24 protein-coding genes are annotated in these 23694 nt (G+C 62.9%); 8 read left to right on the plus strand and 16 right to left on the minus strand.

Annotated elements, in window-relative coordinates; all coding sequences use genetic code 11:
* The first annotated feature begins 44 nt into the window (after positions 1–44).
* From ACODSO_RS05340 to ACODSO_RS05355, 4 genes are read left to right on the plus strand one after another with little or no spacing between them, the layout of a single operon-like run.
* On the plus strand, positions 45–1007 hold the full coding sequence (locus ACODSO_RS05340; protein ID WP_489035596.1) for an AurF N-oxygenase family protein: 963 nt from the start codon (positions 45–47) through the stop codon (positions 1005–1007).
* A complete protein-coding gene (locus ACODSO_RS05345) occupies positions 1004–1864 on the plus strand; it encodes a diiron oxygenase (RefSeq protein ID WP_489035598.1) in 861 nt (286 codons plus the stop codon). Before ACODSO_RS05340 ends, ACODSO_RS05345 begins: the two co-directional genes overlap by 4 nt.
* Positions 1861–3384, plus strand: coding sequence for a flavin-containing monooxygenase (locus tag ACODSO_RS05350; RefSeq protein ID WP_489035599.1), 1524 nt, complete (start codon positions 1861–1863; stop codon positions 3382–3384). The genes ACODSO_RS05345 and ACODSO_RS05350 overlap by 4 nt, the downstream gene beginning before the upstream one ends.
* Positions 3381–4232, plus strand: a complete 852-nt coding sequence (locus ACODSO_RS05355; protein ID WP_489035600.1) for an SDR family NAD(P)-dependent oxidoreductase — start codon at positions 3381–3383, stop codon at positions 4230–4232. Before ACODSO_RS05350 ends, ACODSO_RS05355 begins: the two co-directional genes overlap by 4 nt.
* A 6-nt stretch (positions 4233–4238) precedes the next feature.
* On the opposite strand, the gene ACODSO_RS05360 is transcribed toward ACODSO_RS05355, so the two are convergent.
* From ACODSO_RS05360 to ACODSO_RS05370, 3 genes are read right to left on the minus strand one after another with little or no spacing between them, the layout of a single operon-like run.
* Positions 4239–5627, minus strand: coding sequence for an ABC1 kinase family protein (locus ACODSO_RS05360; RefSeq protein WP_489035601.1), 1389 nt, complete (start codon positions 5625–5627; stop codon positions 4239–4241).
* A gap of 29 nt (positions 5628–5656) precedes the next feature.
* On the minus strand, positions 5657–6190 hold the full coding sequence (locus ACODSO_RS05365) for a carboxymuconolactone decarboxylase family protein (RefSeq protein ID WP_489035602.1): 534 nt from the start codon (positions 6188–6190) through the stop codon (positions 5657–5659).
* A 55-nt stretch (positions 6191–6245) separates the two neighbouring features.
* On the minus strand, positions 6246–7295 hold the full coding sequence (locus ACODSO_RS05370; RefSeq protein WP_068379898.1) for a M48 family metallopeptidase: 1050 nt from the start codon (positions 7293–7295) through the stop codon (positions 6246–6248).
* Positions 7296–7478: 183 nt separating this feature from the next.
* On the opposite strand from ACODSO_RS05370, the gene ACODSO_RS05375 reads away from it, so the two are divergent.
* Entirely contained in the window at positions 7479–8393 is a 915-nt protein-coding gene (locus ACODSO_RS05375; protein ID WP_489035605.1) for an ABC transporter substrate-binding protein, read from the plus strand.
* 97 nt (positions 8394–8490) lie between these two features.
* On the opposite strand, the gene ACODSO_RS05380 is transcribed toward ACODSO_RS05375, so the two are convergent.
* From ACODSO_RS05380 to urtA, 6 genes are all read right to left on the minus strand, one after another.
* Positions 8491–9165, minus strand: coding sequence for a GntR family transcriptional regulator (locus tag ACODSO_RS05380; RefSeq protein ID WP_489035607.1), 675 nt, complete (start codon positions 9163–9165; stop codon positions 8491–8493).
* A gap of 11 nt (positions 9166–9176) precedes the next feature.
* Positions 9177–9869, minus strand: coding sequence for an urea ABC transporter ATP-binding subunit UrtE (gene urtE, locus ACODSO_RS05385; RefSeq protein ID WP_489035608.1), 693 nt, complete (start codon positions 9867–9869; stop codon positions 9177–9179).
* Positions 9862–10710, minus strand: a complete 849-nt coding sequence (urtD, locus tag ACODSO_RS05390) for an urea ABC transporter ATP-binding protein UrtD (protein ID WP_489035609.1) — start codon at positions 10708–10710, stop codon at positions 9862–9864. The genes urtE and urtD overlap by 8 nt, the downstream gene beginning before the upstream one ends.
* Entirely contained in the window at positions 10707–11795 is a 1089-nt protein-coding gene (gene urtC, locus ACODSO_RS05395) for an urea ABC transporter permease subunit UrtC (protein ID WP_489035611.1), read from the minus strand. The genes urtD and urtC overlap by 4 nt, the downstream gene beginning before the upstream one ends.
* The gene (gene urtB, locus ACODSO_RS05400) at positions 11792–12676 is read right to left on the minus strand and encodes an urea ABC transporter permease subunit UrtB (protein ID WP_489035612.1); all 885 of its coding nucleotides are present in this window, start codon (positions 12674–12676) and stop codon (positions 11792–11794) included. Before urtB ends, urtC begins: the two co-directional genes overlap by 4 nt.
* Before the next feature lie 94 nt (positions 12677–12770).
* Positions 12771–14045 carry an urea ABC transporter substrate-binding protein gene (gene urtA, locus ACODSO_RS05405; RefSeq protein WP_489035614.1) on the minus strand — a complete coding sequence of 425 codons (1275 nt, stop codon included), beginning with the start codon at positions 14043–14045 and terminating at the stop codon, positions 12771–12773.
* Positions 14046–14323: 278 nt separating this feature from the next.
* On the opposite strand from urtA, the gene ACODSO_RS05410 reads away from it, so the two are divergent.
* A complete protein-coding gene (locus ACODSO_RS05410; RefSeq protein WP_489035616.1) occupies positions 14324–14548 on the plus strand; it encodes a helix-turn-helix transcriptional regulator in 225 nt (74 codons plus the stop codon).
* A 5-nt stretch (positions 14549–14553) separates the two neighbouring features.
* Positions 14554–15090: a hypothetical protein gene (locus ACODSO_RS05415; RefSeq protein ID WP_489035618.1), complete on the plus strand. Its 537-nt coding sequence runs from the start codon at positions 14554–14556 to the stop codon at positions 15088–15090.
* On the opposite strand, the gene ACODSO_RS05420 is transcribed toward ACODSO_RS05415, so the two are convergent.
* Positions 15072–16109: an agmatine deiminase family protein gene (locus tag ACODSO_RS05420; protein ID WP_489035620.1), complete on the minus strand. Its 1038-nt coding sequence runs from the start codon at positions 16107–16109 to the stop codon at positions 15072–15074. The two genes, ACODSO_RS05415 and ACODSO_RS05420, sit on opposite strands and share 19 nt — an antisense overlap.
* On the minus strand, positions 16106–17092 hold the full coding sequence (locus ACODSO_RS05425) for a nitrilase-related carbon-nitrogen hydrolase (protein WP_489035622.1): 987 nt from the start codon (positions 17090–17092) through the stop codon (positions 16106–16108). Before ACODSO_RS05425 ends, ACODSO_RS05420 begins: the two co-directional genes overlap by 4 nt.
* Before the next feature lie 82 nt (positions 17093–17174).
* Here ACODSO_RS05425 and ACODSO_RS05430 point away from each other — a divergent pair, with 82 nt between their 5' ends.
* Complete coding sequence (locus tag ACODSO_RS05430) at positions 17175–17783, plus strand: TetR/AcrR family transcriptional regulator (protein WP_068379927.1); 609 nt, start codon at positions 17175–17177, stop codon at positions 17781–17783.
* 3 nt (positions 17784–17786) lie between these two features.
* On the opposite strand, the gene ACODSO_RS05435 is transcribed toward ACODSO_RS05430, so the two are convergent.
* From ACODSO_RS05435 to ACODSO_RS05455, 5 genes are all read right to left on the minus strand, one after another.
* Positions 17787–18419: a response regulator transcription factor gene (locus ACODSO_RS05435; RefSeq protein WP_489035752.1), complete on the minus strand. Its 633-nt coding sequence runs from the start codon at positions 18417–18419 to the stop codon at positions 17787–17789.
* Positions 18416–19594 carry a sensor histidine kinase gene (locus ACODSO_RS05440; protein WP_489035624.1) on the minus strand — a complete coding sequence of 393 codons (1179 nt, stop codon included), beginning with the start codon at positions 19592–19594 and terminating at the stop codon, positions 18416–18418. Before ACODSO_RS05440 ends, ACODSO_RS05435 begins: the two co-directional genes overlap by 4 nt.
* Before the next feature lie 15 nt (positions 19595–19609).
* Positions 19610–21130, minus strand: coding sequence for a multicopper oxidase family protein (locus ACODSO_RS05445; RefSeq protein ID WP_489035626.1), 1521 nt, complete (start codon positions 21128–21130; stop codon positions 19610–19612).
* Positions 21131–21292: 162 nt separating this feature from the next.
* Positions 21293–22810: an APC family permease gene (locus ACODSO_RS05450; protein WP_068379944.1), complete on the minus strand. Its 1518-nt coding sequence runs from the start codon at positions 22808–22810 to the stop codon at positions 21293–21295.
* Entirely contained in the window at positions 22807–23688 is an 882-nt protein-coding gene (locus tag ACODSO_RS05455) for a universal stress protein (RefSeq protein ID WP_489035627.1), read from the minus strand. The genes ACODSO_RS05450 and ACODSO_RS05455 overlap by 4 nt, the downstream gene beginning before the upstream one ends.
* Between the last annotated feature and the right edge of the window lie 6 nt (positions 23689–23694).

Consider the following 23694-nt stretch of genomic DNA (forward strand, 5'->3'; position numbering starts at 1 on the left):
CGGGTCGGGTGTGCGGCGGCCCCGTCGAGCAGGAGAGGTCGGCAATGAGTCGGGTCACAGTGGGGCGGTCGAATCTTTCGACCGAGGACGAGGTGACGGTAGGGGCACGCACGGTAGGTCCGCGTGACCGAACTGCGCGACGGCTGCTGAAGTCGACGGCGAACAAGTTCTACGACGCCGAAGTCGATATCGATTGGGATGCTCCGCTTGCCCATGGCAAGAAGTGGATGCCGGAACACAGGGTCTCGCTCTACGGGACGAAATTGTGGGGAAGGCTGACCGAGGAGCAGAAGGTCGAGCTCGGCAGGCACGAGATCGTGAGCATTCTGTCGTTCGGCATCTATGCGGAAGGGTTCCTCAGCACGAACCTCCTGCGTGTGTTCGGAAGAGGTTCGATGTCCGATCACTCCATGTACTCGATCGCCGAGATAGGCGAAGAGTCGAGGCATTCCATCATGTTCGGCAAGCTCATCGAGAAGGCAGGGATCGAGCCGTACCTGCTGCCCAAGGGATCGCTGCTCTTCGTCAAACTCGGTCAGTTCCTGCCGATCGGGCCCGCTACGTTCGGCGCGACGCTGCTCATCGAGGAGGTCCTCGACCGAGCGCAACGTGAGGCGCAGAACGACGAGGAGATTCAGCCGCACCTTCGTCAGATGATGCGCATCCACGTGATCGAAGAATCCCGTCACATCACGTACGCACGCGAGGAAATGGTGCGGAGGATGCGGTCGACCAATCGAGTCAATCGAGCGCTTCATCGTCTCATTCTGGCTGTCATCGCGAACTTCACGTACCCAGTTCTCGTCAATCCCAAGGTGTATCGATCGGTGGGGATCAACCCGATTCAGGGCATCGTCACGGCGATGTCGAGCGGCACGTACAAGACCAACATGCAATTCGCGTCCGAGCCGATGATCCGATTCTTCGCCGACGCCGGTATGTGCGACGGGTTCGTGACCAAGCGCCTGTGGCGCATGACGCGCGCCATGCCGGACGATCTCGTATGACGGGCACGGCGAGAGTGCACTACGACCCACACGTCGACATCGACTGGGAATCACCCTGGCAAGAGAATATGTTCGCGATGCCACCGGAATCGGTGTCGCTGTACGGAACTCGACGCTGGAACGCGCTGTCCGCCGACCAGCGGCGCACGCTGGCCCTCCATGAGGCGGTGAGTCTGTGGAGCACCGTCGCGTACCTGTCGGCGATCCTGACCGGGAATCAACTCAGGCGAGCGGCCGAGGAAGGGTTGAACAGTCCTGCGTCCCGCGCGGCCCTCGAAGAGGTCGCAGGCGGTTCGCGCACCACCATCACCTTCGGACGGCTGGTCCGCGCCACGTCGCTTCCGCCCTACCGGCCCCCTGTCGGGACGGCGACTGCCGTCAAACTTCTCAGCTTCCTGCCACTGGGGGCAGCGTCGCACGCTGCGACTCTGCTGGTGGAGGAGACCTTTGCGCGAGCGATGGTCGGTGCAGTCGCAGACGTCGCGGTGGAACCGCATGTCCGGCAGGCAGTGAAGATCCATGACCTGGACTGTGCGAGCAGATTCCGGTTCGCGCGATCGGAAGTGATCTCGGCGCAGGGCAAGTCGAACCGAATCGTCAGGGCCTACAATCGACTCCTCTTGTCGATTCTCGCGAATGTGATTCTGCGGATTACCATTTCGCCTGCGGTCTATCGATCGGTCGGACTCTCGTCGACGAGGGGGCTGCTCGGGTCGAGAAAGAGGCGAGCCGACGCCAGGCGTCGGAACAGCGCCGCGGTCGTCGAGTTTCTGGATTCGGCGGGCATGCTCGACGGCGTGCTCACCGCACGGCTGTGGAAGTTCACCGGCGCGTTGCCGCAGGAGGAGAATTCATGACGGTCCACCGCACGAACACAGTGATCATCGGGACCGGATTCTCCGGACTGGGGATGGCCATGCAGCTGCTCGAGCGGGGACGTGAGGACTTCCTCGTGCTCGAGAAGGCGGACTCGATCGGCGGTACATGGCGCGACAACACCTATCCAGGGTGCGCGTGTGACGTTCCGTCGCATCTGTACTCGTACTCCTTCGAGCCCAATCCGAACTGGTCGCAGATGTGGTCCGGCCAGCCTGAGATTCTCGAGTACCTTCAGGGTCTCGTCGACAAGCACCAACTCGACCGACACATCAGGTTCGGTACGGAATGCACTGGGGGGTACTGGGACGAAGTCGAATCGCGCTGGCATGTCACGGTTGCCGGTGGCGACGAGTACATCGCACAGTTCCTGGTGTCGGGGATCGGCGCGCTGCACGTCCCGAGCACGCCGGTGCTCACGGGTATCGATTCGTTCGAGGGGGCAGCATTTCATTCGGCCCGCTGGGACCACGAGGTCGATCTTGCGGGCAAGAACGTGGCGGTGATCGGAACCGGCGCGAGTGCGGTGCAGTTGGTGCCGAAGATCGTCGATACCGTTGCCTCGCTGCAGTTGTACCAGCGTTCGCCTGCATGGGTGCTTCCGCGTTCCAACTTTGCGATCCCGGAAGCCGTTCGTCACGCATTTTCAAAGCTGCCATTGCTGCGGAGACTGTTTCGCGACTCGATCTATTGGTCGGCCGAAGGAATGGCATTCGGGTTGAACGGACACTCGAACCTGCTCCGGCCGATCGAGTACGCCGCGCGCAGGTTCATAAGGCGAGAGGTGAAGGACCCCGAACTGCGCCGCAAGTTGACTCCTGACTACCGGATCGGATGCAAACGAATTCTCGGGTCGAACTCGTACTACTCGGCCTTGACTCGATCGAATGCCGAGGTCGTCACGGACGGCATCGCCGAGGTGCGGGCTGGATCGATCGTCAGCTCGGACGGGTCCGAACGAGATGTCGATGTGATCATCTACGCCACCGGCTTCCACGTGACGGATGGTTTCGAGAGTGTGAATGTCGCCGGTGTCGGTGGAAAGAAGTTGGTTCCGCAGTGGAAAGCCCACGGAATACAGACGCACCTGGGCATAGCGGCCGCGGGTTACCCCAATGCGTTCTTTCTTCTCGGCCCCAACACCGGTCTCGGCCACAACTCGGTTGTATTCATGATCGAACAGCAGATCAAGTACGTGCTGCACGCGATCGAATTCATCGACGCCAGTGTTGCCGAGGCGTTGACGGTCCGACAGAAGGTACAGAACGAGTTCACAGCTGACATTCAGCGCAAGCTCGCCGTCGGGGTGTGGTCGACCGGTGGGTGTACAAGCTGGTACCTGGACTCGCAGGGCGTCAATCGGACGGTGTGGCCTGGCTTCACCTGGCAGTACTGGCTTCGGACCCGAAAGTTCGACCCCGCCGACTACGAAGTCGTGGTCCCACGCCGCCTCGGAGCGAACCCCGGGGCACACTCCGAGACGGAAGACGTGCTTGCATGAGAAATTTTGCCGACAAAGTTGCGGTCGTGACCGGCGCCGGCTCAGGAATCGGGCGCGCACTTGCTCTGAACCTCGCGGGTCGGGGCACCGCACTGGCCCTATCCGACATCGACGGGCACGCACTGAAGGACACCGTCGAGCTGTGCAAGGACTCCGGCGTCCGAACACTGTCGTACGAGTTGGACGTCTCCGACAGGGCGGCCGTCTACGCGCACGCGGATGCGGTCGTCAGTGATTTCGGGCGGGTGAATCTGGTTGTCAACAATGCGGGTGTCGCGCTCGGGGCCGACGTCCTCGACATGACGTGGGACGACTTCGAGTGGGTCATGAACGTCGACTTCTGGGGTGTCGCCCACGGAACGAAGGCATTCCTGCCCGCGTTGATCGAGTCCGGTGAGGGACACCTCGTCAACATCTCCAGTGTGTTCGGGTTGATGGGTGTTCCGGGCCAAAGCGCCTACAATTCCGCTAAATTCGCTGTCCGCGGCTTCACCGAGGCCTTGCGGCAGGAGATGAAGATCGCGAGGCATCCCGTCGGTGTGAGTTGTGTGCATCCGGGCGGAATCAAGACCAACATCGTCGCCAATGCACGGGGTATGGATGCACTCGGCGACCATGACGAGGTTGCTCGACGCTTCGAGCAGATCGCTCTGACAACCCCGACCAGAGCGGCCAAGGTAATCCTCGGCGGAGTCGAACGGAACAAGGCCCGCATCCTCATCGGTCCCGATGCCCGTGGCTTCGATCTGATTCCCCGCGTCGTCGGGCCGCGCTACCAGGACCTGTTGGCGCCGCTGCATCGGCTCGGAATCGAAGCGGGTAAGAGAACTGGCGTCATCAAGCACTAGTTGGCGTTATGAGTTGCCTCGCCAGTCTTGTTCGATACGACCGAGTTTCGTGACAGGCGGCTCTCCGTACATCCATTCGCGCGCAATCCGATGCCAGTTCGCGGTGGCGTTCAGCTGCCCGAGGACTCCGAAGGTCATGAAATCTGCGCGACGAGAGAACAGGTGCTCCGGTGGCAGGGTCTGGCTCTTCATTCCGACGAACTGTGTGCCGCGCGGGTCGACTGCCAGCAACATCCCTTCGGATGCGAGAGATGGAGTGACGGTGAAGGTGTCGTCGACAAGATTCCATTTCGCTGCCGCATATGTGTAGTCCAGGCATTCTTCGGCGGTCACTCCCGCATCGGGTTCGACTATTCCACGGTCGATCATCGCCGCGAGCAACTCCTCGCCGCGCCCTTCCGCCGCCGCGCGAAAGCACTCGAGTTCGAACTGCACGTGCTCGTGCAGCATGCGTTTGTAGAGTCCGAAGTCGACGAAGCCGACGCGTCCGTCCTCGCACAGAAGGACGTTGCCGGGGTGCGGATCGCCGCAGAACTCGTCGTGCCGGAACAGCGAACCGATGTAGAACCGGTAGATGATCTCGCCGACGCGGTCGCGTTCTTCGGTGGGAAGCGTTGCGATGTGTGAAAAATTGTGGCCGCGAACGTATTCCGTGACCAGCACTCGTGGAGTGGACAGTTCGGCGATGGCGTCGGGAACTGAGATGAACGGATGCCCGGCAAACCGTCGGGCAAGCAGGTGTTGCGTGCGAGCCTCTTCCGCGTAGTCGAGTTCGCGCTCGAAGTTGATACGGAGTTCCTCGATGAGATCCGTTGCCGTGATCGATGGGACGGTCGACCGCCAGAACTTGAGAAAGAGCGCGAGGTTCTTCATATCGGCTCTGATGGCCTTGTCCACGCCGGGATACTGGACTTTCACGGCCACTTCACGGCCGTCGGCCAGTTTCGCCCGGTACACCTGGCCGATCGACGCGGCCGCGATCGGTGTTGCATCGAAAGTGGCGAAGGCGTCCTCGAGGGTGCGTCCAAGATCCTCTTCGATGACCTGGCGCATCGATTCGAACGGCACTTGCGGAGCTTGATCACGCAGTGCCGCAAGCTTCGCTTGGAAGCGTTCACGGTGCTTGTCCGGGACCAAGGCGAGGTCGAGTACGGAGAGCATCTGACCGAGCTTCATGGCGGCGCCCTTCATGCCGCCCAGGACGTTCACCAACTGGTCGGCAGCCTGAATGGACGCGTTCTCGGCGATGCGTGCACGCAGCTCTTCGGATCGACCGACCATCGACATGCGGGTACCGGCAGTGCGAGCTGCCTGACCTGCCACGGCACGGCCGAGAGTGGTGCCGCGAGCCAATCGTGAAGTGGGCAGATGGTGTTCGCGCGATCGTCCAGACATCGGTTGCTCCGGTGGGTGTCGAATGTGAGTCAGAAGTCGCGTTCGATGCGGAGCGTCTCGATCGTGGTTGCCAATCCGTCGTACTGACCTACCAGCAACAGAAACTCGATGAGCTGACGTTCGTCGAACTCACCCGCCAGCGCCGACCAGGTGGCGTCGGACACATTCTTGGTTCCGAGGAGTTCGTCGGTCGCAGTCAGGATCGTTCGGTGCCGTTCGCTCAGTCCCAGGGCCTCCGGCCCTTCCTTCACCTGGGCAAGAAGCTCTTTCGTGACGCCGAAGCGGCGGCCGATTCGGCTGTGGTGATCCATCTCGTATCCGCAGTCGCGAAGGTGCGCAACCCGATTGATCACGAGCTCGGTTTCCAATCGGGAAATCTTGCCGCCCGGCATCAGTCGTCCGCTGAAGAAGAGCCACCCACGGAACAGTCCGCCGGTACGACCGAGCGTGCTGAACAAGTGCGCGTTCGGGGTGCCTGCGACCCTCGACAGTATTCGCCAGAGCGCCCAGTTGATCGGGCCTAGGTCTTTGAACGAGCCGGTCGGAATTCGAGGTGTGCTCACGCCGTCGACGCTACCTTTTTACGCTTGCCCCGCACCAGGAGATAGGAATCGGAGTCTAGGACTTGCGCCAGTGATCGAACCGATCCTTGATGTCCGACGCCACGTCGCCGATGCCGTTGCCGACGGCGTCCACCGCTCCGGTGAATCCGTTGCCGAGATCGCGGATGGTCTTGATCAGCGGATCCTCCGAGGTGTCGAAGTTCGCCTTGTACGACCGGGCGGCGTTGCGGAATTCGTCGGACGCCTTGGCCTCGTGATCGGTGGACTTGCGCGGGTAGTCGCCTCGAAGTACCGCCGCGTATTCGCCGCTGTCGACCCACTTCTTCAACTCCGCAGCCCGCAGGACCGAGAACGGGTGCGCCATCAACTCGATGTTGAGGAGCTTGAGCACACCGTCGCGTAGATCGCCGCTGGATTCGTACTCGGCTGCCTGCGCGAGGAAGGCGTCGACGTCGATCTCGCTGATACGTGCACCACCCGCCAACTTGAGTTGCACGCGAATCGCAGTGTGCACATCCTGGCCGCACAGCAAACCGGCTCTGTCGCCGGACAACTCGGACTTGCGCTGCCATTCCATCAGCCCTGCGATTATCGCGCGCAGCGCCCAACCGCCCACCGGTATCCAGCCGATGGTGCCGGCCAGTCGCATCAGATGCATCAGCACAGTGCGGTAGACAGCGTGACCTGAGAGTGCATGGCCGAGCTCGTGGCCGACGACGAAACGCTGCTCCTCGTAGGTCATGATGTCGAGCAAGCCGGTAGTGACGACGATGAACGGGCGGTCCATACCGATCGTGAACGCGTTGACCACCGGCGACTGCATGACGAACATTTCCGGGGTCTCGTCGGCGCCGAGGATCTGCACGCAATCGCTGCGGAGATCGTCGAGATCCTTGAATTGCCGTTCGTCGACACGCACTGCCGTCGCGAGGTACATCAGACGATGCTGCCGTTCGCGTAGCAGCCCCGACAGTGTCCGCAATACCGTGTCGAAACCCTTGAGAGTGCGAAGGGTGACCAGTGCTGCTCGGTCCGACGGGTGTTCCCACGTGCGAGAACTGATGTCGGGGAACTCGATACGGGTGCGGTCCGGCGCGGTTGTCAATTGGTTCTCCCAGCGTGGTCGGTCTGAAGTTCAAAGTATCAGCAAAGCGGGGCGGGTGGTCCGAACAGTGTTGTGACGTCGGATCGGGTGCCGCGCGGAACCAAGTGCGTCGTTTGATTTTGGATAGGCTAACCTTCAACTTCGACATTCAACGACTTTGACTCGGAGGCTACGACGGTGGCTATGTGCAAACCGGCTCTCGGGATTCTGGCGGTTACGCTCGCGGCCGCTGCCGGGATCAGCGGCTGTACTTCGGAAACTGCTGGCGAGGGCGACGATGACACCCGGTCGATCGAGACCGTGCGCGGAACCGTCGAGGTACCGGATTCGCCGCTTCGGATAGTCACTCTGGAGCCGGTGGAACTCGACACCGCTGTTGCGCTCGGGGTCGTTCCCGTCGGTACTGCGGTACTCAGTGAAGCAACCGGTGTGCCTGCCTATCTCGGCGACGAGGCCGCGAGCATCGAGATGGTCGGTTCTGTCGCCGAACCGAGGATCGAGTCGATCGCAGCGTTGCAGCCGGATCTCATCCTCGGCACCGAGACTCGGCACGGGAAGTACTACGACCAGCTGGCGGGCATCGCGCCGACGGTGTTCATGGCGTCGCAATCGGACCCGTGGCAGGACAACGTTCGGTTCGTCGGACGTGCTCTCGGCAAAGAGGGAAACGCCGAGGATCTGCTCGGCGACTACGACGCGCGGTGCGCCGAAGTCGCCGAAGAACATGCGACCGAGGGCCGTACAGCGCAGCTGATCCGGCCACGCAATGGTGAACTGACCCTGTACGGGCCGTCGTCGTTCGCGGGCAGCACCCTCGAATGTGCGGGATTCACGACGCCACCGCGCCCGGAATGGGCCGACGAGATTTCCGTTGATCTGTCCACAGAACTCGTAGGGGAGGCGCGGGCGGATCTGATTGTGGTGACCTCCGAGAACCCGTCCGACCCCGCGGCGATACCCGCATCGATCACCGACAATGCGGCAGCGCTTCCGAACCCGCATGCGGTCGATCAGTCGTACTGGATCACCGGCGTCGGGCCGAAGGGCGGTTTGGCCGTGCTCGACGACATCGATCGTATTCTCTCGCAGCAGAATTGATATCGCTCCCCGACCAGTGGCACGGTTGAGTGCACTGGAACATACTCAACCATGCCACTGCGGCGGAGCCGCTCGGTGGTGGCTGCGGCGGAGCCGCTCAGGTGCGCACCGCACCTGCCAACGACGCGGCCTGCTCGGCTCGCGCGATGACACGGTCTCGGGAGGTATCGATGTGCGTCTCGAGTGCGAACAGCGCGTCGGCTAGTTTGTCGTCGAGTACGAGCTCACCGATCGTGATGTGCTCACCGATCTGATCGCGAAAGTTGTCCGTGGACATCGGGCCGAGCATGCGTACCGGACGGACCTTTGCATTGACGGCACGGAGTGCGTCGGTGAGCGCAGCATTTCCCGACGCGGCAAGCAGTGTTGTGTGGAAGCGCTCGTCCATCAACACGACATCTGTCGATTCGTAGTCCGAATCGAGCAGTTCCCGCCAGCTGTTCACCTCGTCCTCGATGGCGCGCCGATTGTGCTGAACGGTGGGGTCCTCCATGGCACGGACGATTCCCCGGGACTCGAGAGTTCGCCTGAGCTCGTACAACCCGGCGAGGTCGTCGACGCGTGGTCGATACGGATGCAGGCCGTCCTCGCCTCGCATGACGAGACCGTCGGCCTGAAGCCGTGCGAGCGCCTCACGCACCGGGGTGCGCGAGACGCCGTACAGGTCAGCCAGTCGTTCCTCGCCGAGACGTTCGGTGGCGGTGATCGCGCCGGAGATCAGATCTCGGCGCAGCGAAACGTATACCTTCTCCCGAAGGTCCTTGCGCGGCATGGCAAGCGCGATCAGATCGCCATCGCTGCGCGTACGTCGGCCTCGGAATCGGTGCCGCCGGCACCGCTCGAGGTAATGCGCCCGGCTTCGAGGATGTAGTAGTTCTGAGCCGACTCGAGTGCGAAACCGATGTGCTGCTCCACCAGGAGCACTCCGAGCCCGCCGCGCTGGGTGAGATCGAGGATCGTGCGCTCGATCTCGGCGACCACCGAGGGCTGAATTCCCTCGGTGGGCTCGTCGAGAATCAGCATTTTCGGTTCGGTGATCAGCGCCCGGGCAATGGCGAGCTGCTGACGCTGGCCACCGGACAGCAATCCGGCGCGCCGGGTCAGCAGCTCCTTCAGCGCCGGAAAGAGGTCGAGTGCCTCGTCGATCAACGCCTTCCCACGTTTGCGACCGTCGGCGACGACCTGCAGATTTTCGGCCGTCGTGAGCTGCCCGAACGACTGCTGCCCCTGCGGGACGTACGCAAGCCCACGTGCGACCCGCGCACTCGGCCGAAGCCCGCTGACATCTTCACCGTCGAACATGACCTTGCCCGAGGTCACCTTGAGCAGACCGACAGCGGCCCGCAGGAGCGTCGTCTTGCCTGCACCGTTGTGGCCCATGACGGCGGCGACGCCGTCCGCGGGGACGGTCAGGGAGGCGCCGTGGATGACTTCGCTGCGTCCGTAACCGGTGCGCACGTCGACGAGTTCAAGCATGGCTGTCTCCTTGGTGGGTCTCTGCGCCCTCTTCAGCAATCTGTTCGAGCTCTTCACCGGCAGCGGCTGTGCCGAGGTAGACCTCCTGGACCTTGGGATCCGCCTGCACCTCGGCGACGGTTCCCTCGGAAAGGACCTTTCCGCCTGCGAGGACGGTGACGGAGGTGGCGAACGCCCGCATGAAGTCCATGTCGTGTTCGACGACGACCACGGTGCGTTCCCCACCGATGCGGCGCAGCAGCTCACCGGTTTCTTCGCGTTCCTCGTGGCTCATACCCGCGACCGGTTCGTCGAGCAGGAGAACATCCGCGTTCTGTACCAACAACATTCCGATTTCGAGCCACTGCTTCTGACCGTGCGCGAGGATTCCTGCGGGCTTGTCGCGCTCCTTCGTCAGGCCGATGGTCTCGAGAGCCTCTTCGATTTCGTTGCTGACAGTCTTGCGCTTGCGCAGCATCGTCATCATCGACCGCCCGGAACCGGCCGCGATGTCGAGGTTCTGGAGCACGGTCAGTTGCTCGAAGATGCTGGCAGTCTGAAACGTTCGACCGACGCCGAGGCGTGCGATCTGGTGGACCTTCTTGCCGAGCAATTCGACGCCGGACTTGGTGACCGACCCCGTTGCCGGCACGAGTCCGGTGATGGCGTCGATCAGCGTTGTCTTGCCGGCGCCGTTGGGGCCGATGAGGAACCGCAGGTCGCCCTGCATGAGGGTCAGATTCACATCGGTGTTCGCCTTGAAACCGTCGAAACTGACCGTGAGCCCGCGGACTTCGAGGTACTGGCTCGACATGCCGGCGTTTCCACCGAATGTCGGCTGGTGGTTGTCGATGTGAATCATTTGACCAGCTCTTTCTCTTCGACATCGACCAGGGCAGAAGGTTCGTCTGCTTTCTTGCGTCTGCGCAGTGCGAACAAGCCGGCCACACCGGCAGGGAAGAAGCCGACGACGACGATGAACAGCAGGCCTTGCGCGTAGGTCCAGCCCGACGGGAACTGTTCGGACAGTGTGGTCTGCGCCCAGGCAACTCCCAGCGCACCGAGGACCGGTCCGAGCAGGGTGGTGCGGCCGCCGATCGCGACTCCGATGAGGAACGCGATGGACGGGACGATGCCGACGTCGTTGGGGGAGACGATGCCGACGATCGGTACGAACAGTGCACCGGCGAGACCGGCGAAGAACGCAGCGGCCACGTACGCGACGATCTTCACGTTCGCAGGGTCGTAGCCGAGGAAGCGCACGCGCTCTTCCTGGTCACGGACTGCGACGAGCAGTTCGCCGTAGCGTGAGTACATCAACTGGCGGGTGATGGCGACGACGACGAGCAGTACGCCCGCGGCGATGAAGAACAGCATCTGCTTGTTGGCCGGATCGTTGAGGTTGAACCCGAAGAAGGTACGGAACCTGTTGAGTCCGTTGGACCCTCCGGTGCTCTGCTGACCGATCAGCAGGATCGCGAATGCGGCTGCGAGTGCCTGACTGAGGATGGCGAAGTATGCACCCTTGACTCGACGCTTGAAGACACCGAGGCCGAGGACCAACGCCACGAGAGCGGGCACGAAGAGAATGCCGAGGATGGTGACGAACGGCGAGGTGAACGGAACCCAATACGACGGTAGTTCGCGGATGCCGGCGATCGCCATGAAGTCCGGTACGTCGTCGCCGCGGATCTCGGCGTCGGCGATCTTGAGATGCATCGCCATGATGTAGGCGCCGAGTCCGAAGAACACGCCCTGACCGAGGGTGAGCATTCCGCCTCGACCCCAGGCCAATCCGATGCCGACCGCGACGATGGCGTAGCAGATGAACTTACCGAGAAGATTGAGCCGGAACTCGCTGAGAACTGCAGGTGCGACGGCGAACAGGAGGATGGCCGCAAGGGCAAAGCCCAACCAGGCGCCGCGCTTTGCGATGAAGGTACTCATACCAAACTCCTTGTCTTGACCGCGAACAGACCTTGCGGGCGGGCTTGGAGGAAGATCACGATCAACACGAACACGATGACCTTGGCGATGGACGCCGTGGTGCTGTATTCGATGAACGAGTTGATGATGCCGAGCGCGAACGCTGCGATGACAGCACCCTTGATCTGGCCGAGTCCGCCGACGACGACGACCAGGAATGCGTCGATCAAGTAGCTCTGGCCGACGGTGGAGCTCGTGGATCCGATGAGTGTCAGCGCGACGCCCGCGACTCCAGCGAGACCCGAGCCGATGAAGAACGTCGAGATATCGGTCTTGCGGCTGGAAATTCCGGAGGTTTCGGCGAGATCGCGATTCTGCACGACCGCTCGGATGCGTCGGCCCATCGGAGTCGTCTTGAGCGCGAACGACAATGCGACTACACAGATTATGGCGAGAACCAGGATGAAGATGCGGGTCTTCGGGACCACGGCCCCAAGGATCTCGACGCCGCCGGACAACCAACCGGGGGAGACGACGTTGACTGCGGGAGCCCCGAAGATGTCGCGCGCGAGCTGTTGCAGCACGAGCCCGACGCCGAACGTGACGAGCAGCGTGTCCAGCGGGCGGTGGTACATGCGCTGGATCAGAGTGACCTCGAGCAGAACGCCCATGGCGCCGCCGACGAGAAATCCGACGATCAGTGAGATGAACAGCGACGCGCCGCCGGTCGAAACGACTTGCTGCACGACGTATGCGGTGTACGAACCGGCCATGATGAATTCACCATGGGCCATGTTGATGACGCCCATCTGACCGAATGTCAGCGACAGTCCCAGGGCGGCGAGCAAGAGAATCGATCCGATACTGAGGCCGGTGAACAGCTGCCCGACTACGACATCCATGTGAGGCTCCTTCTTAGGATGCGGCTCCGCCGCCAGTGGCGCGGTTAAGTGCACCGGAGTGCACTCAACCGCGCCACTGGAGCGAAGCGGCTGGTCAGTTGAGGTCGGCGGCCCAGTCGTAGGTCTCCAGGAACGGATCGGGCTCGATCGGCGCCGGGGACTCCCAGACGGTGTAGATCAGGCCGTCCGGGCGGATCTCGCCGATGCGCGCGGTCTTCGAGATGTGGTGGTTGTCGCCGTTGATGACGACCTCACCCTCGGGCGCGGCAAAGCTGACGCCGTCGGCAGCAGCCTGAATGTCGCTGACCGCAAACGAGTTCGCCTTCTCGACGGTGTTCTTCCACAGGTAGACCGAGGTGTAGGCGGCTTCCATCGGATCCGAGGTCGGCTTGTCGGCGCCGTACTTGGCCTTGTAGTCGGCCACGAACTTGTTGTTCTCCGGCGTGTCGACGGTCTGGTAGTAGTTCCAGGCTGTCAGCTGGCCCGCGATGTTCTGGGCGCCGATGCCTGCGACCTCTTCCTCGGCGATGGACACCGAAATGACCGGCATGTCAGCGGCATTGAGTCCGGCGTTGGTGTACTCGCGGAAGAACGCGACGTTGGAGTCACCGTTGAGGGTGTTGAACACCGCATCGGCGTCGGCGGAGCGGACCTTGTTGACGATCGTGGAGAAGTCCGTCGAGCCGAGCGGGGTGTAGTCCTCGCCCTTGATCTCGATACCGTTGGCCGCCGCGTATGCCTTGATCTCGCGGTTGGCGGTCTGCGGGAAGACGTAGTCGCTGCCGACCAGGTACAAGGACGTCACGCCCTGTTCCTTGAGGTAGTCCAGTGCGGGGATGATCTGCTGGTTCGTGGTGGCACCGGTGTAGAAGATGTTGTCCGACGCCTCGAGGCCCTCGTACTGGACGGGGTAGTACAGCAGCGCGTCGTTGTCCTCGAAGACCGGGAGCATGGCCTTGCGCGAGGACGAGGTCCAGCCGCCGAATACTGCTGCGACACAGTCGCTGCTGATCAGCTTCTCTGCCTTCTCTGCAAATATGGTCGGTTCGGAAGCGCCGTCCTCGGCGACGACCTCGATCTGCTTGCCGTTGACGCCGCCGGCGGCGTTGATCTCCTCGATGGCAAGAGCGATCGAATCACGCACTGTCACTTCACTGATGGCCATGGTGCCGGACAGGGAGTTGAGCGATCCGACCTTGATGGTGTCGCCCGAGGTGTCGACGCAGGACTCGGCAGCTGTTCCGCCGTCGCCGGATGCTGTGTCACTGGCCTTGCTACCGCACGCGGTGAGTGCCAAACCGACCATAGCCAGCGCGGCCGGAGCAACCAGCGCGCGCGTGGCGAACTTACTAGAAGGAAGAGCAGGCATCTGGCGCCCTTTCGCTTGTATACGGGGTTGTATTCGCGATTGCAGACAGTAAAGGGCAAGTATTGCGCGGGTATGTTGCACGATGACGAGTTCGTTTCGGACGTTACCGCGCGGTAAACATGCTGCTGCGCTGGCTATTCGGGCTTCTGTGAGGATCTACTCCCCGGTTGTGCGCTGAGGCAGGCCGTAGGCGCACAACCGGGGGGTATATCGCAGCAGCGCGTCGAGCCATGACAAGCAGGGTTGACATTTCATGACAAGTCAGCTTGACTTTTGCCATGACCAACGCGCCGAGAACCAACGCGGTGCGTGACTATCGGAAGGCCGCGCGGCTGACACAGGCCGAGCTGGGTAAGGCCTGCGGGGTCAGTAGGCAGAGCATCGTCTCCGTCGAAGGCGGTGACTATGCGCCGAGCGTCTACCTGGCGCTGAACCTTGCGACGACATTGGGTACCACCGTCGAAGCACTGTTCGCGCCCAGTAAGTCGGATCAAGAGGAGTGACGACCATGAGCACCTTCACCAAGACCATGCGGTTCGTCGGCGATCTGGACGACGAGTTCTACGACGACGAGCGTCAGCGGGATGTCTGGAACGAAGCATCCGCTGTCGGGTTTCAGCTCTTCATCTGGGCGTCGCTCCTGGCGGGTGCGGTGTTGCCCTGGGTCGCCGGTCGGACAGGAAGCTGGATCGCCATCGGGTTGTTCATCGTCTACCTGAGCATCTCGTTCGCAGTGCTCGCCTACTCGAGGTCGCGCGGGCTGGATATGCACACGTCCCAGAAACTGGCTCGCCCACGTATTGCGCTCTTACTCGGTCTCTATCTTGCCGGGGGAGCCGGCGCGGCGGTGAACTTGGTGTTCCGCGACCGCGGGAACGACGCGTTGTTGGCTTCGTCGATGGCAGGTGGCGCCGCGATCGGACTGATGTGCGCCGCAATCGGTGTGGGGCGGAAGCGGCGGCTGGACCGCGAGGACGAAGCGCGCGCAGAACAGACGGAGCTCGTAGAACTCGACAAGACAGAGCCCTACCGCCTCGACGGCTGATGCTGCGTGATGCAGTGAATTCCCCCGCCTCGTGCGAACAGTGGACGCGCATCGACCGTTACGACCTCGCGTCCCGGATAGACCTGCTGCAGAATCGATACGGCCTCCGCGTCGACCGGATCGTCGTAGCTACACGCGATGACACCGCCGTTGACGACGAGATGGTTGATGTAGCTGTAGTCGACGAATCCCTCGGCATCGGACAGCGTTTCCGGCGCAGGCATCTCGACGATCGTCCACTCGTTGCCATGACCGTCGTGCGAGGCGCGCAGCACGTCGAGGACGAGCCTGCTCACCTCGAAATCCGGATGCGAGGGATCGCGCTGAACGTGCACCATGACGGTCCCCGGGGTAGGGATCGATGCAACGATGTCGACGTGCCCCCTGGTGCCGAATCGTTCGGAGTCGCGTGTCAATCCGCGCGGCAGCCAGATGACGTGCTTCGCACCGATCGTGCGCTCGAGTTCGGCCTCGACGTCGCCCTTGGTGAGTCCGGGGTTGCGACCGGGATCCAACTGCACTGTCTCGGTGACCAATACGGTTCCCGTGCCATCGACCTGGATCCCGCCACCCTCGTTGACCAGTTGCGACGCGATCCGCGGAACACCCGACAATCCGGATACGAACTCGCCGATGTGCGAGTCCTTGTCCCACTGAGCCCAGTCCTGTGCGCCCCAACCGTTGAACACCCAGTCCACCGCCGCAACGGATCCGTCCTCGGCATGGACGAACGTCGGCCCGATATCGCGCATCCAGGCGTCGTTCAACGGCGCTTCGACGATGTCGACATCTGCGGATAGGTAGGTGCGGGCAGTGGACACCTCGTTCGGATCGACGACGACGGTGACCGGCTCGAACTTCGCGATGGCATGCGCGACGGCAGCCCACGTCGAGCGTGCTTCGTCTTTGTCCTTCTCGTCGTCGCCGAGCGAATAGCCCTCGCACGGGAACGCCATCCACACCCTGTCCTGCGGCGCAGTCTCGGCGGGCATCAGGTACCGCCGTGCAGCCGCGCTCATTTCACGACCGCCGTCGCAGCGTGTCCGTCGCCGTACGGGCGCGAAGTGTCGACTGGTTCGGTCAACCTTCCGTACGTGTCGGGTCTGCGAGTGAGCAGGAACGGAAAGAGCTCCAACCATTCCCGACGCTGGTCGAGGTCGAGATCGGCGACGAGCACTGCCGGTTCGTCCCGTGGAGCCTGAACGAGGATGCGTCCGTACGGATCGGAGATGAACGAGGATCCGTAGAACGTGATCTCGCCTTCGTCGCCGCAGCGGTTCGGGACGACCATGAACAATCCGCTCGAGATGCCGTTGGCGACGATGACCTGTTGCCACAGCGGCTGGGTGTCGAACCCCGGGAACGTCGGTTCGGAACCGATGGCCGTCGGATATGCCAGGATCTCTGCGCCGCCGAGTGAATAGCTCCGCGCGACTTCGGGGAACCACTCGTCCCAGCAGGTGGGTAGGCCCACTCGCGCGCCGCCGAGCTCGTCCGGCGCGTAGACGGGATACGGGTCGCCGGCCGGTCCGGGCCGGAAGTAGGTGTCCTCGTAGTAACCCGCCGAGATGGGGATGTGGAGCTTGCGAGTGCGTGCCGACAATTCGCCCGTCGGAGAGACCATGATCGCGGTGTTGAACCCGAGGCCGTCTGCCTCCTCGGCCTTTTCGTACAGCGACGCATGGACGACGATGCCGTTGGCTCGTGCTGCCTCGGCGGCCAGCGAGAACGTAGGCCCGGTCAGCAGATCCTCGGCGTCACGGCCGGGATTGTCCGACGCACGAGTGTCGGCCGGGTAGCGCAGCAATGCGATCTCGGGAAGGAACACGACCTGGGCGCCCAGTCCTGCGGCCGAGGCGATGGCGTCGAGAAGTTCGCGGCGCAACTGGGCGGCGTCGGGTATCCATCGGTGTTGCACGAGCCCGACGCGCAGGGGCGGGCGGTCCGTCGGGGTCGTGCGGGTCAAAGGCTCGGGTGCTGTGAGATTCGTGAGGGTCAGCATGTCGGACTCCTGTTAAAACGAATGTGATTCGTTAAGTATCGTTGACGTCTGCCTCGAACGCAACAGATACGGGAGAAATGCTGTGGGACGACCGTCGGCACCCCTTCTCGACGTCGATCGCATCACGACGGCGGCCCTGACTCTCGTCGAAGAGTCCGGCGGATTCACCATGCCGCAGCTGGCCAAGAAGCTGAAAGTCAGTCCGTCTTCGCTCTACAACCATGTGTCCGGGCGCGACGAGATCGTCGAACTGCTGCGGGGACGGGCAATGTCCGAGGTGGACATGCCGGAGGTAGGGGCACCGTGGCGCGAGGCGCTCGCCCAGATTGCGCGCGGGTACCGAGACAGCTACGGCCGCTATCCCAGACTGATCCCGCTGCTGACGGCCCAGGCGGTGAACAGCAGCGCCGCGTTCGGGATGTACAACACGATGGCTCGGATCTTGACCGAGGCAGGATTCGTACCGGCGGATGTTCTGCGCATCATCACCGTGGTGGACAGCTATGTCCTGGGTTCGGCGCTCGACCTTGCCGCCCCGGAGGCTCCTTGGGAAAGGAGCGACGAGGTCGGAGTGGAGTTCCGGGCAGCCTTGGACACGATTGCTCGTGCCGCAGGTACTCGGGAAGCACGATCCGAGGACGCCTTCGAGTTCGGGCTACGGGCGCTCCTGGCGGGGCTCGATCCCCGGTAGCGGCTACAGCCGCTGCGCGAAGAGCGCGAGTCGTACTCGGTTGTCGCAGCCCGACTTGTCCATCGAGTTGGAGACATGTGTCTTGACCGTCGTGACGCTGATGTGCAACCGGTCGGCGATCTCGTCGTTGTTGAGACCCTCACCCACCAACGCCACGACATCACGTTCCCGCCTGGTGAGCGCATCGGACCCGACAGGCGGCTGCGGTGGCTGCGGAACCGTCACCGCGCGCGAGACGATGCGGTGCAGAAGAGATCGGGAGAACATCAGGTCCCCGTCGACCGTGCGTCGAATCCCGTCGAGCACGTCGGCCGGGGCCGTGTCCTTCACCATGAATCCCGCGGCGCCTGCCGCGAGTGCCGGATAGAGGTGCTCGTCGTCGTCGAACGTGGTCAGTACCAAGACCTTGATCTGCGGATGTGCGGCGACGATCTGCCGCGTGGCTTCGATGCCGCCCATTCCTGGCATCCCCAGGTCCATCAGTATGAGATCAGGCGTCAGTTCTGCGGCCAACCGAACAGCATCGACGCCGTTGGTGCCTTCTCCGACGACCTCGAGATCGGGCGTAGAACCGCACAGCATGACGAGGCCGGAGCGTACGAGACGCTGATCGTCCACGATGACGAGCCGGATCACCCCGCGCTCACCGGCGCCGTCGTGTCCGGAGTATTCGTTCGGCCGGGTATCCATACCGTCACCGTCCACTTTCCGTTGGTCGTCTGCGCGTCGAATGTGCCGTTCACGACGTGAACCCGTTCGTTCATGCCGATCAATCCGTGCCTGTCCTGAGTTCGTCCGTAGTCGGTCGGCGTTGCAGGTGCTGCATCGTTGACCACCATGATCCTGAACCCTCGGTCCGCCCGAGCCACGTCGACTTCGACGGTCGATTCGGGCACGGCGTGCTTCATGACGTTGGTCAGTGACTCCTGAACCACGCGCACGACGGTCAGTCGGCCGATGGCGTCGAGGTCGCCGATCTCGGTGTCGATTCGTGAGTCGACAGAAAAGCCGGCGCTACGTGTGCGCTCGACGGCTGCATCGATCTCGGTGACTACCGAATCGGAATCGATGAGGGTGACAGCGCCGAGTCCGGGGTCGCGCAGCGCGACCAAGAGCCGTCGAATGTCCGCGAGAGAGTCCGACGCCGTGCTGTGGACATCGTCGAGGACGTTCTGCACCGCCTCGTCCACATCGCCGAGGACATGGCGCGCGACTCCGATGCGCAACACGATCGACGCCATGTGGTGGGCCACGAGATCGTGTAGTTCACGCGCCACCGCGCTGCGTTCGGCGACGCGGGTGCGCTGCTCTGCATCGAGGCGTCGAGCTTCGGCCTCCTCGGCGCGAAGTCGATACGACTCGGCCAGCGCCCGCTGGGCCCGAAAGTAGAACCCCGTGGACAAGGGCAGCGCCACCAGCGCGACAACCGAGATCATGGTGGTGAGCGTCCAGAAGCTCGAGTGGTCGTCCAGCCACGCGCCCAGAACGACGGACGCGGTCCAACCCGCGGACGCCAGAAGTATCGACGGCGTCCTGGGTGAACGCGCGACCACGTCTGCCAGCGCGAACGCGCCGAGGTACGGAACGAGTTCCGACAGACCCCAGGCCTGACTCGCGAACATCGGTACGGCAAGCGCCGAGATCACCAGCGAGACCGGAACCGGCGCCCGGGCCCCGACACAGAACGCGGCCGCAGAGGACATGGCGAGAATCCAGAATGTCGTGGACACCTCGAACTGGCCGGGGAATGCGCTGGCGATCAGCAGCAGAGGGACCACGACGAGTGGCAGGACCCGAAGTATTCGAGACAACGCGGCTTCCTTCGATCAATTGTGTTGCATGCCCGAATGGCTCGGCGACATCGGCAGAGCTTCAGCCGACTCTCCGGGACCCACGACCACGAACTGGCCCATCATGCCCCGATCCTCGTGCATCAGCAGGTGGCAGTGGTACATGTAGGGCATCGACGGGTCGGTGTACTCGGAGAACTGCAGCGCCAGACGAATCCGCTGTCCTGGCGCCGTGTACACCGTGTCCTTCCATCCTGCCAGCTCGGCCGGCGGTGGTGAGCCGTCGATGTCGATGATCCGGAACTGGGTATCGTGAACATGGAAGTTGTGCGGCCAGTTGTCGGCGTTGGTCACGGTCCATATTTCGAGGGTGTCGACGACGGAGGTGTGGTCGATGCGAGTCATGTCCATCTGCTTGTCGTTGATCATGAACCACCGCAACTCGAAATCACGTTCCGCGGCCGGACTCGACAGGTCCAGCGCGGGAAGCGTGGCCAATTCGGGCGGAACCGATGGTGTTGCCGTCACACTGTCGCCCGCACGTATTTCGAGGATGTCGAAGGTGTCGGTCATGCCGTACGACGCGGCCTTGTCGCTCTCGACACCACCGTTGCCCTCGATGGGAAAGGATCGCAGTGTCGAGACCGAACCGGGAGTGACCTGCAGTACCACTTCGATTCGCTCACCGGGGCTCAACGCGATTCTGCTCGACCACACGGGGTTCGGAAGAAACCCGCCGTCGGTGGCAACCAACTGGAACCGACGGGAATCGTCGAAGCCCAGGTTGTAGAGACGACCCGAGGACCCGTTCAGAATGCGCAGTCGGATCTTGTCGGTGGAGGCGGACACGAAGGCTCCGACGGCCCCGTTGGTGACGATGGTGTCGCCGAGTAGCCCCATGTCGGTCGAGTTCGACTCGTCGAGCGTGCCGTCGGCATCGAATCTGCGGTCTTGGATGATCAAGGGGATGTCGTCGACGCCGTAGTCGGAGGGGAGGCCGAGTGCGTCGGAGTCGTCGTCGTCCACCAGGAACAGCCCGGCCAGGCCGCGGTACACGTGTTTTTCGGTGCTGCCGTGTGGGTGTGGGTGATACCAGAGCGTCGCCGCCGGCTGATCGACGACCCATGTCGGGTTCCATTGCGTACCAGCGGTGATGGTCTGGTGTGGGCCGCCGTCGAAGCGGGCCGGTACATGCATTCCGTGCCAGTGCACACTCGTCGATTCGGTCAGTGCGTTGGCTATCGCGAACGAGACGCTCTCACCGCAGCGCGCGCGGAGCGTCGGGCCGAGTACCGAGCCGTTGTAGCCCCACGTCGGAGTGTGTCGTCCGGACAGCATCTCACTGGACCCCGCTGCCGCTACCAGCTCGAAGTGACGAGTGCCGTCGGCGTCGACCGTGCCTGTCTCCAGCGGTGGGATCGGCAAAGGACGCAGGGAGCCGGGTCGAGATGTCGAGGTCGTCTCGGTACTTGTTGTGGCCGAGGAACATCCAGCGAGTACGACGAGAGGGACGGCCGTGAGACCGGTAAGAAAGCGTCGTCGAGACAGGTCGTGCATCGTTCTCCTTGGTCGGAAACCGTGACGGATGTGTCACGGACGTTCTCCGACCAAGTCTTGTGTGGCTGCTGTGCTGTTCACTCCCCCCGCGGGAGGACCGTCGAGTCCTACGTGGGGGTCTTGACGGTGGCGCCGCCATGTTGTACCGAGCGGCTTCGGTGATCAGTCGTCGATGATGAGCACCGGGGTGTCCTTCTTCAGGATTCGGCCCTTGAAGAACTCGGGCATCCGGATGGCGATGACGAACATCAGAACCACGCCGAGGGCGATGATGCCGACGCCGATGAGGAACACCATGCCGATTCCGAACAACGACGAGCCGCTGCCGAACTCCGGGTCCCACGCATCGACCGAGGTCTGCACGAACACGACCGCCATGCCGATCCCGCCGAGCAGGGGAGCGAGGAACTTGAAGAGGAAGTTTCGCGCCGAGGTGAACAGTTCCTCTCGGAAATACCAGACGCACGCGAAAGCCGTGATGCCGTAGTAGAAACAGATCATCAACCCGAGGGCCGCAATGGTGTCGGTGAGCACGTTGTCGCTGACCACACGCATGACGGCGTAGAACCCGGCCGACGCGACGCCGGCGACGATCGTCGCGAAACCCGGAGTGCTGAACCGAGGGGTGATCGAGGCGAAGCGTTTCGGGATCGCCTGATAGTGACCCATTGCCAGCAACGTGCGGGCGGGCGAGATGAAGGTCGCCTGAAGCGAGGACGCCGAGCTACTGAGGACTGCGAGCGACAGCAGCACCGCGAATGGGCCCATCACCGGACCTGCCAACGCGGCGAACACGTTGTCCGTGGTGTCCGGATTCTGCAATCCGTTGCCGGTGTCGCCGGTTCCTGCGAACAGAAGCGTCGCAACCGCCGTCAGCAAGTACAGGACGATGATGAAGAAAACGGTCACGATCGCGGCGCGACCCGGAATCTTCTCGCTGCCCGCGGTCTCCTCGTTGACCGTCAGACAGACGTCCCAGCCCCAATACATGAAGATCGACAGTGACAGGCCCGCCGTGAACGCCGAGAAGCTCTCGATACCGAACGGGTCGAACCAGCTGAGGCTGAAGCTGATGTCGTCGGCGCCCTCGCCCTGTCCGATCTTCACGAACGCGGCGATGATGAACCACGCCATGACCGCAAGCTGGAACGACAGCATCGTGTACTGCACTTTTTTGGTCTCCTGCATACCGCGGTAGCAGATCCACGCAGCCAGCGCCATGAAGACCAAGCACGTGATGATGTTGACAAGCTTGTTGCCCGACAGGTCCGCGAGCGAATCGTTGCTGGTGACCTGGGCGAGGAAGAGGTAGAAGAAGTCGACGGCGACGCCCGCCAGGTTCGACAGAACGATGATGGTCGCGGCGATCAGGCCCCAACCGCCCATCCAACCGATGTACGGGCCGAAAGCTTTGGACGCCCAGGTGAACGACGTACCGCTGTCCGGTTCGGCGGCGTTCAGCTCACGATATCCCAGTGCTACCAACAACATCGGGATGAATCCGACGATGAAGATCGCCGGCAGGTTGACGCCGACCTCGGATACCGTCGGCCCGAGGGATGCCGTCAGCGCATACGCGGGTGCGATGGTGGAGATGCCGAGTACGACGCTGGCGAGCAGTCCGAGTTGACCGGCGGACAGGCCTTTGGATTCGACCTGAACATCGTAGTGCTCCTTCATGATCGATCTCCTACTCCGCGTGGTACCACGATCATCGGGACGGGAAGAACGCGCAGGATCTTCGCTGCGGTGGAGCCGAGGAACAACCGTCGAGGCTGGCCGAGTCTGCTCGACCCGACCATCAGAACGTCACCGTCGTGCCATTCCAGCGACGACACGGCCTTCTCGATCCCGTTGCCCTCGGCGACGATCGACTCCACTTCGGTGCCTGTCGGCAGCGATTCGATCGCCTTTCGGAGGTTGTCGTCGGCCTTGGCCATGTCGCGTTCGCGTGCGGCGTGAGTGTGGGTGTCCTCGCCCGCCGCACGACTGTCTATCGACACCAGTGAGACGAGGCGGAGGGGGAGGTGAGCCTCGGCGCTCAGTTCGAATGCGGTGTCGGTCAACACCTCGGCGCCGGGGCGATTTCCGACGGCGCAGGTGATCCCTCGTAGCCTCTCGACCTGGCTGTGCCGAGTTCCACGCGGTGCAAGCGCCAACGGCACATGTGCCACGTGCAGCAGCTCGCTGGTGACGCTGCCGATCGCGTGCCTGCCGAGGAGGCCGTCGCTGGCCGCGCCGACGACGATCATGTCCGCGTCTCGCTCGGTGGCGATGTCGATGAGTCCCCGCGCGAAGGATTCGTCGAACAGCAGTTGTCCCTCGGCCTCGATGTCGTCGGGGACGAGCGCCATCGCCTCGGCGAGCCACTCCGTTGCCTGCTGAACGAGGATGTCGTCGTAGGCGACCTCGACCGGCGCTTTCGACGGCACCGGCCGTTCGCACGGAAGGACGATGCAGATGTCCAACGTAGCGTTGAACGTTCGGGCGAGTACCGCGGCGAGAGCGATGCCGTCCTCGCCGCTGGGCGTGGCTTGGTATCCGACGATCAGGCGCATGTTGCT

The organism is Rhodococcus sp. FG69 (assembly GCF_057808915.1).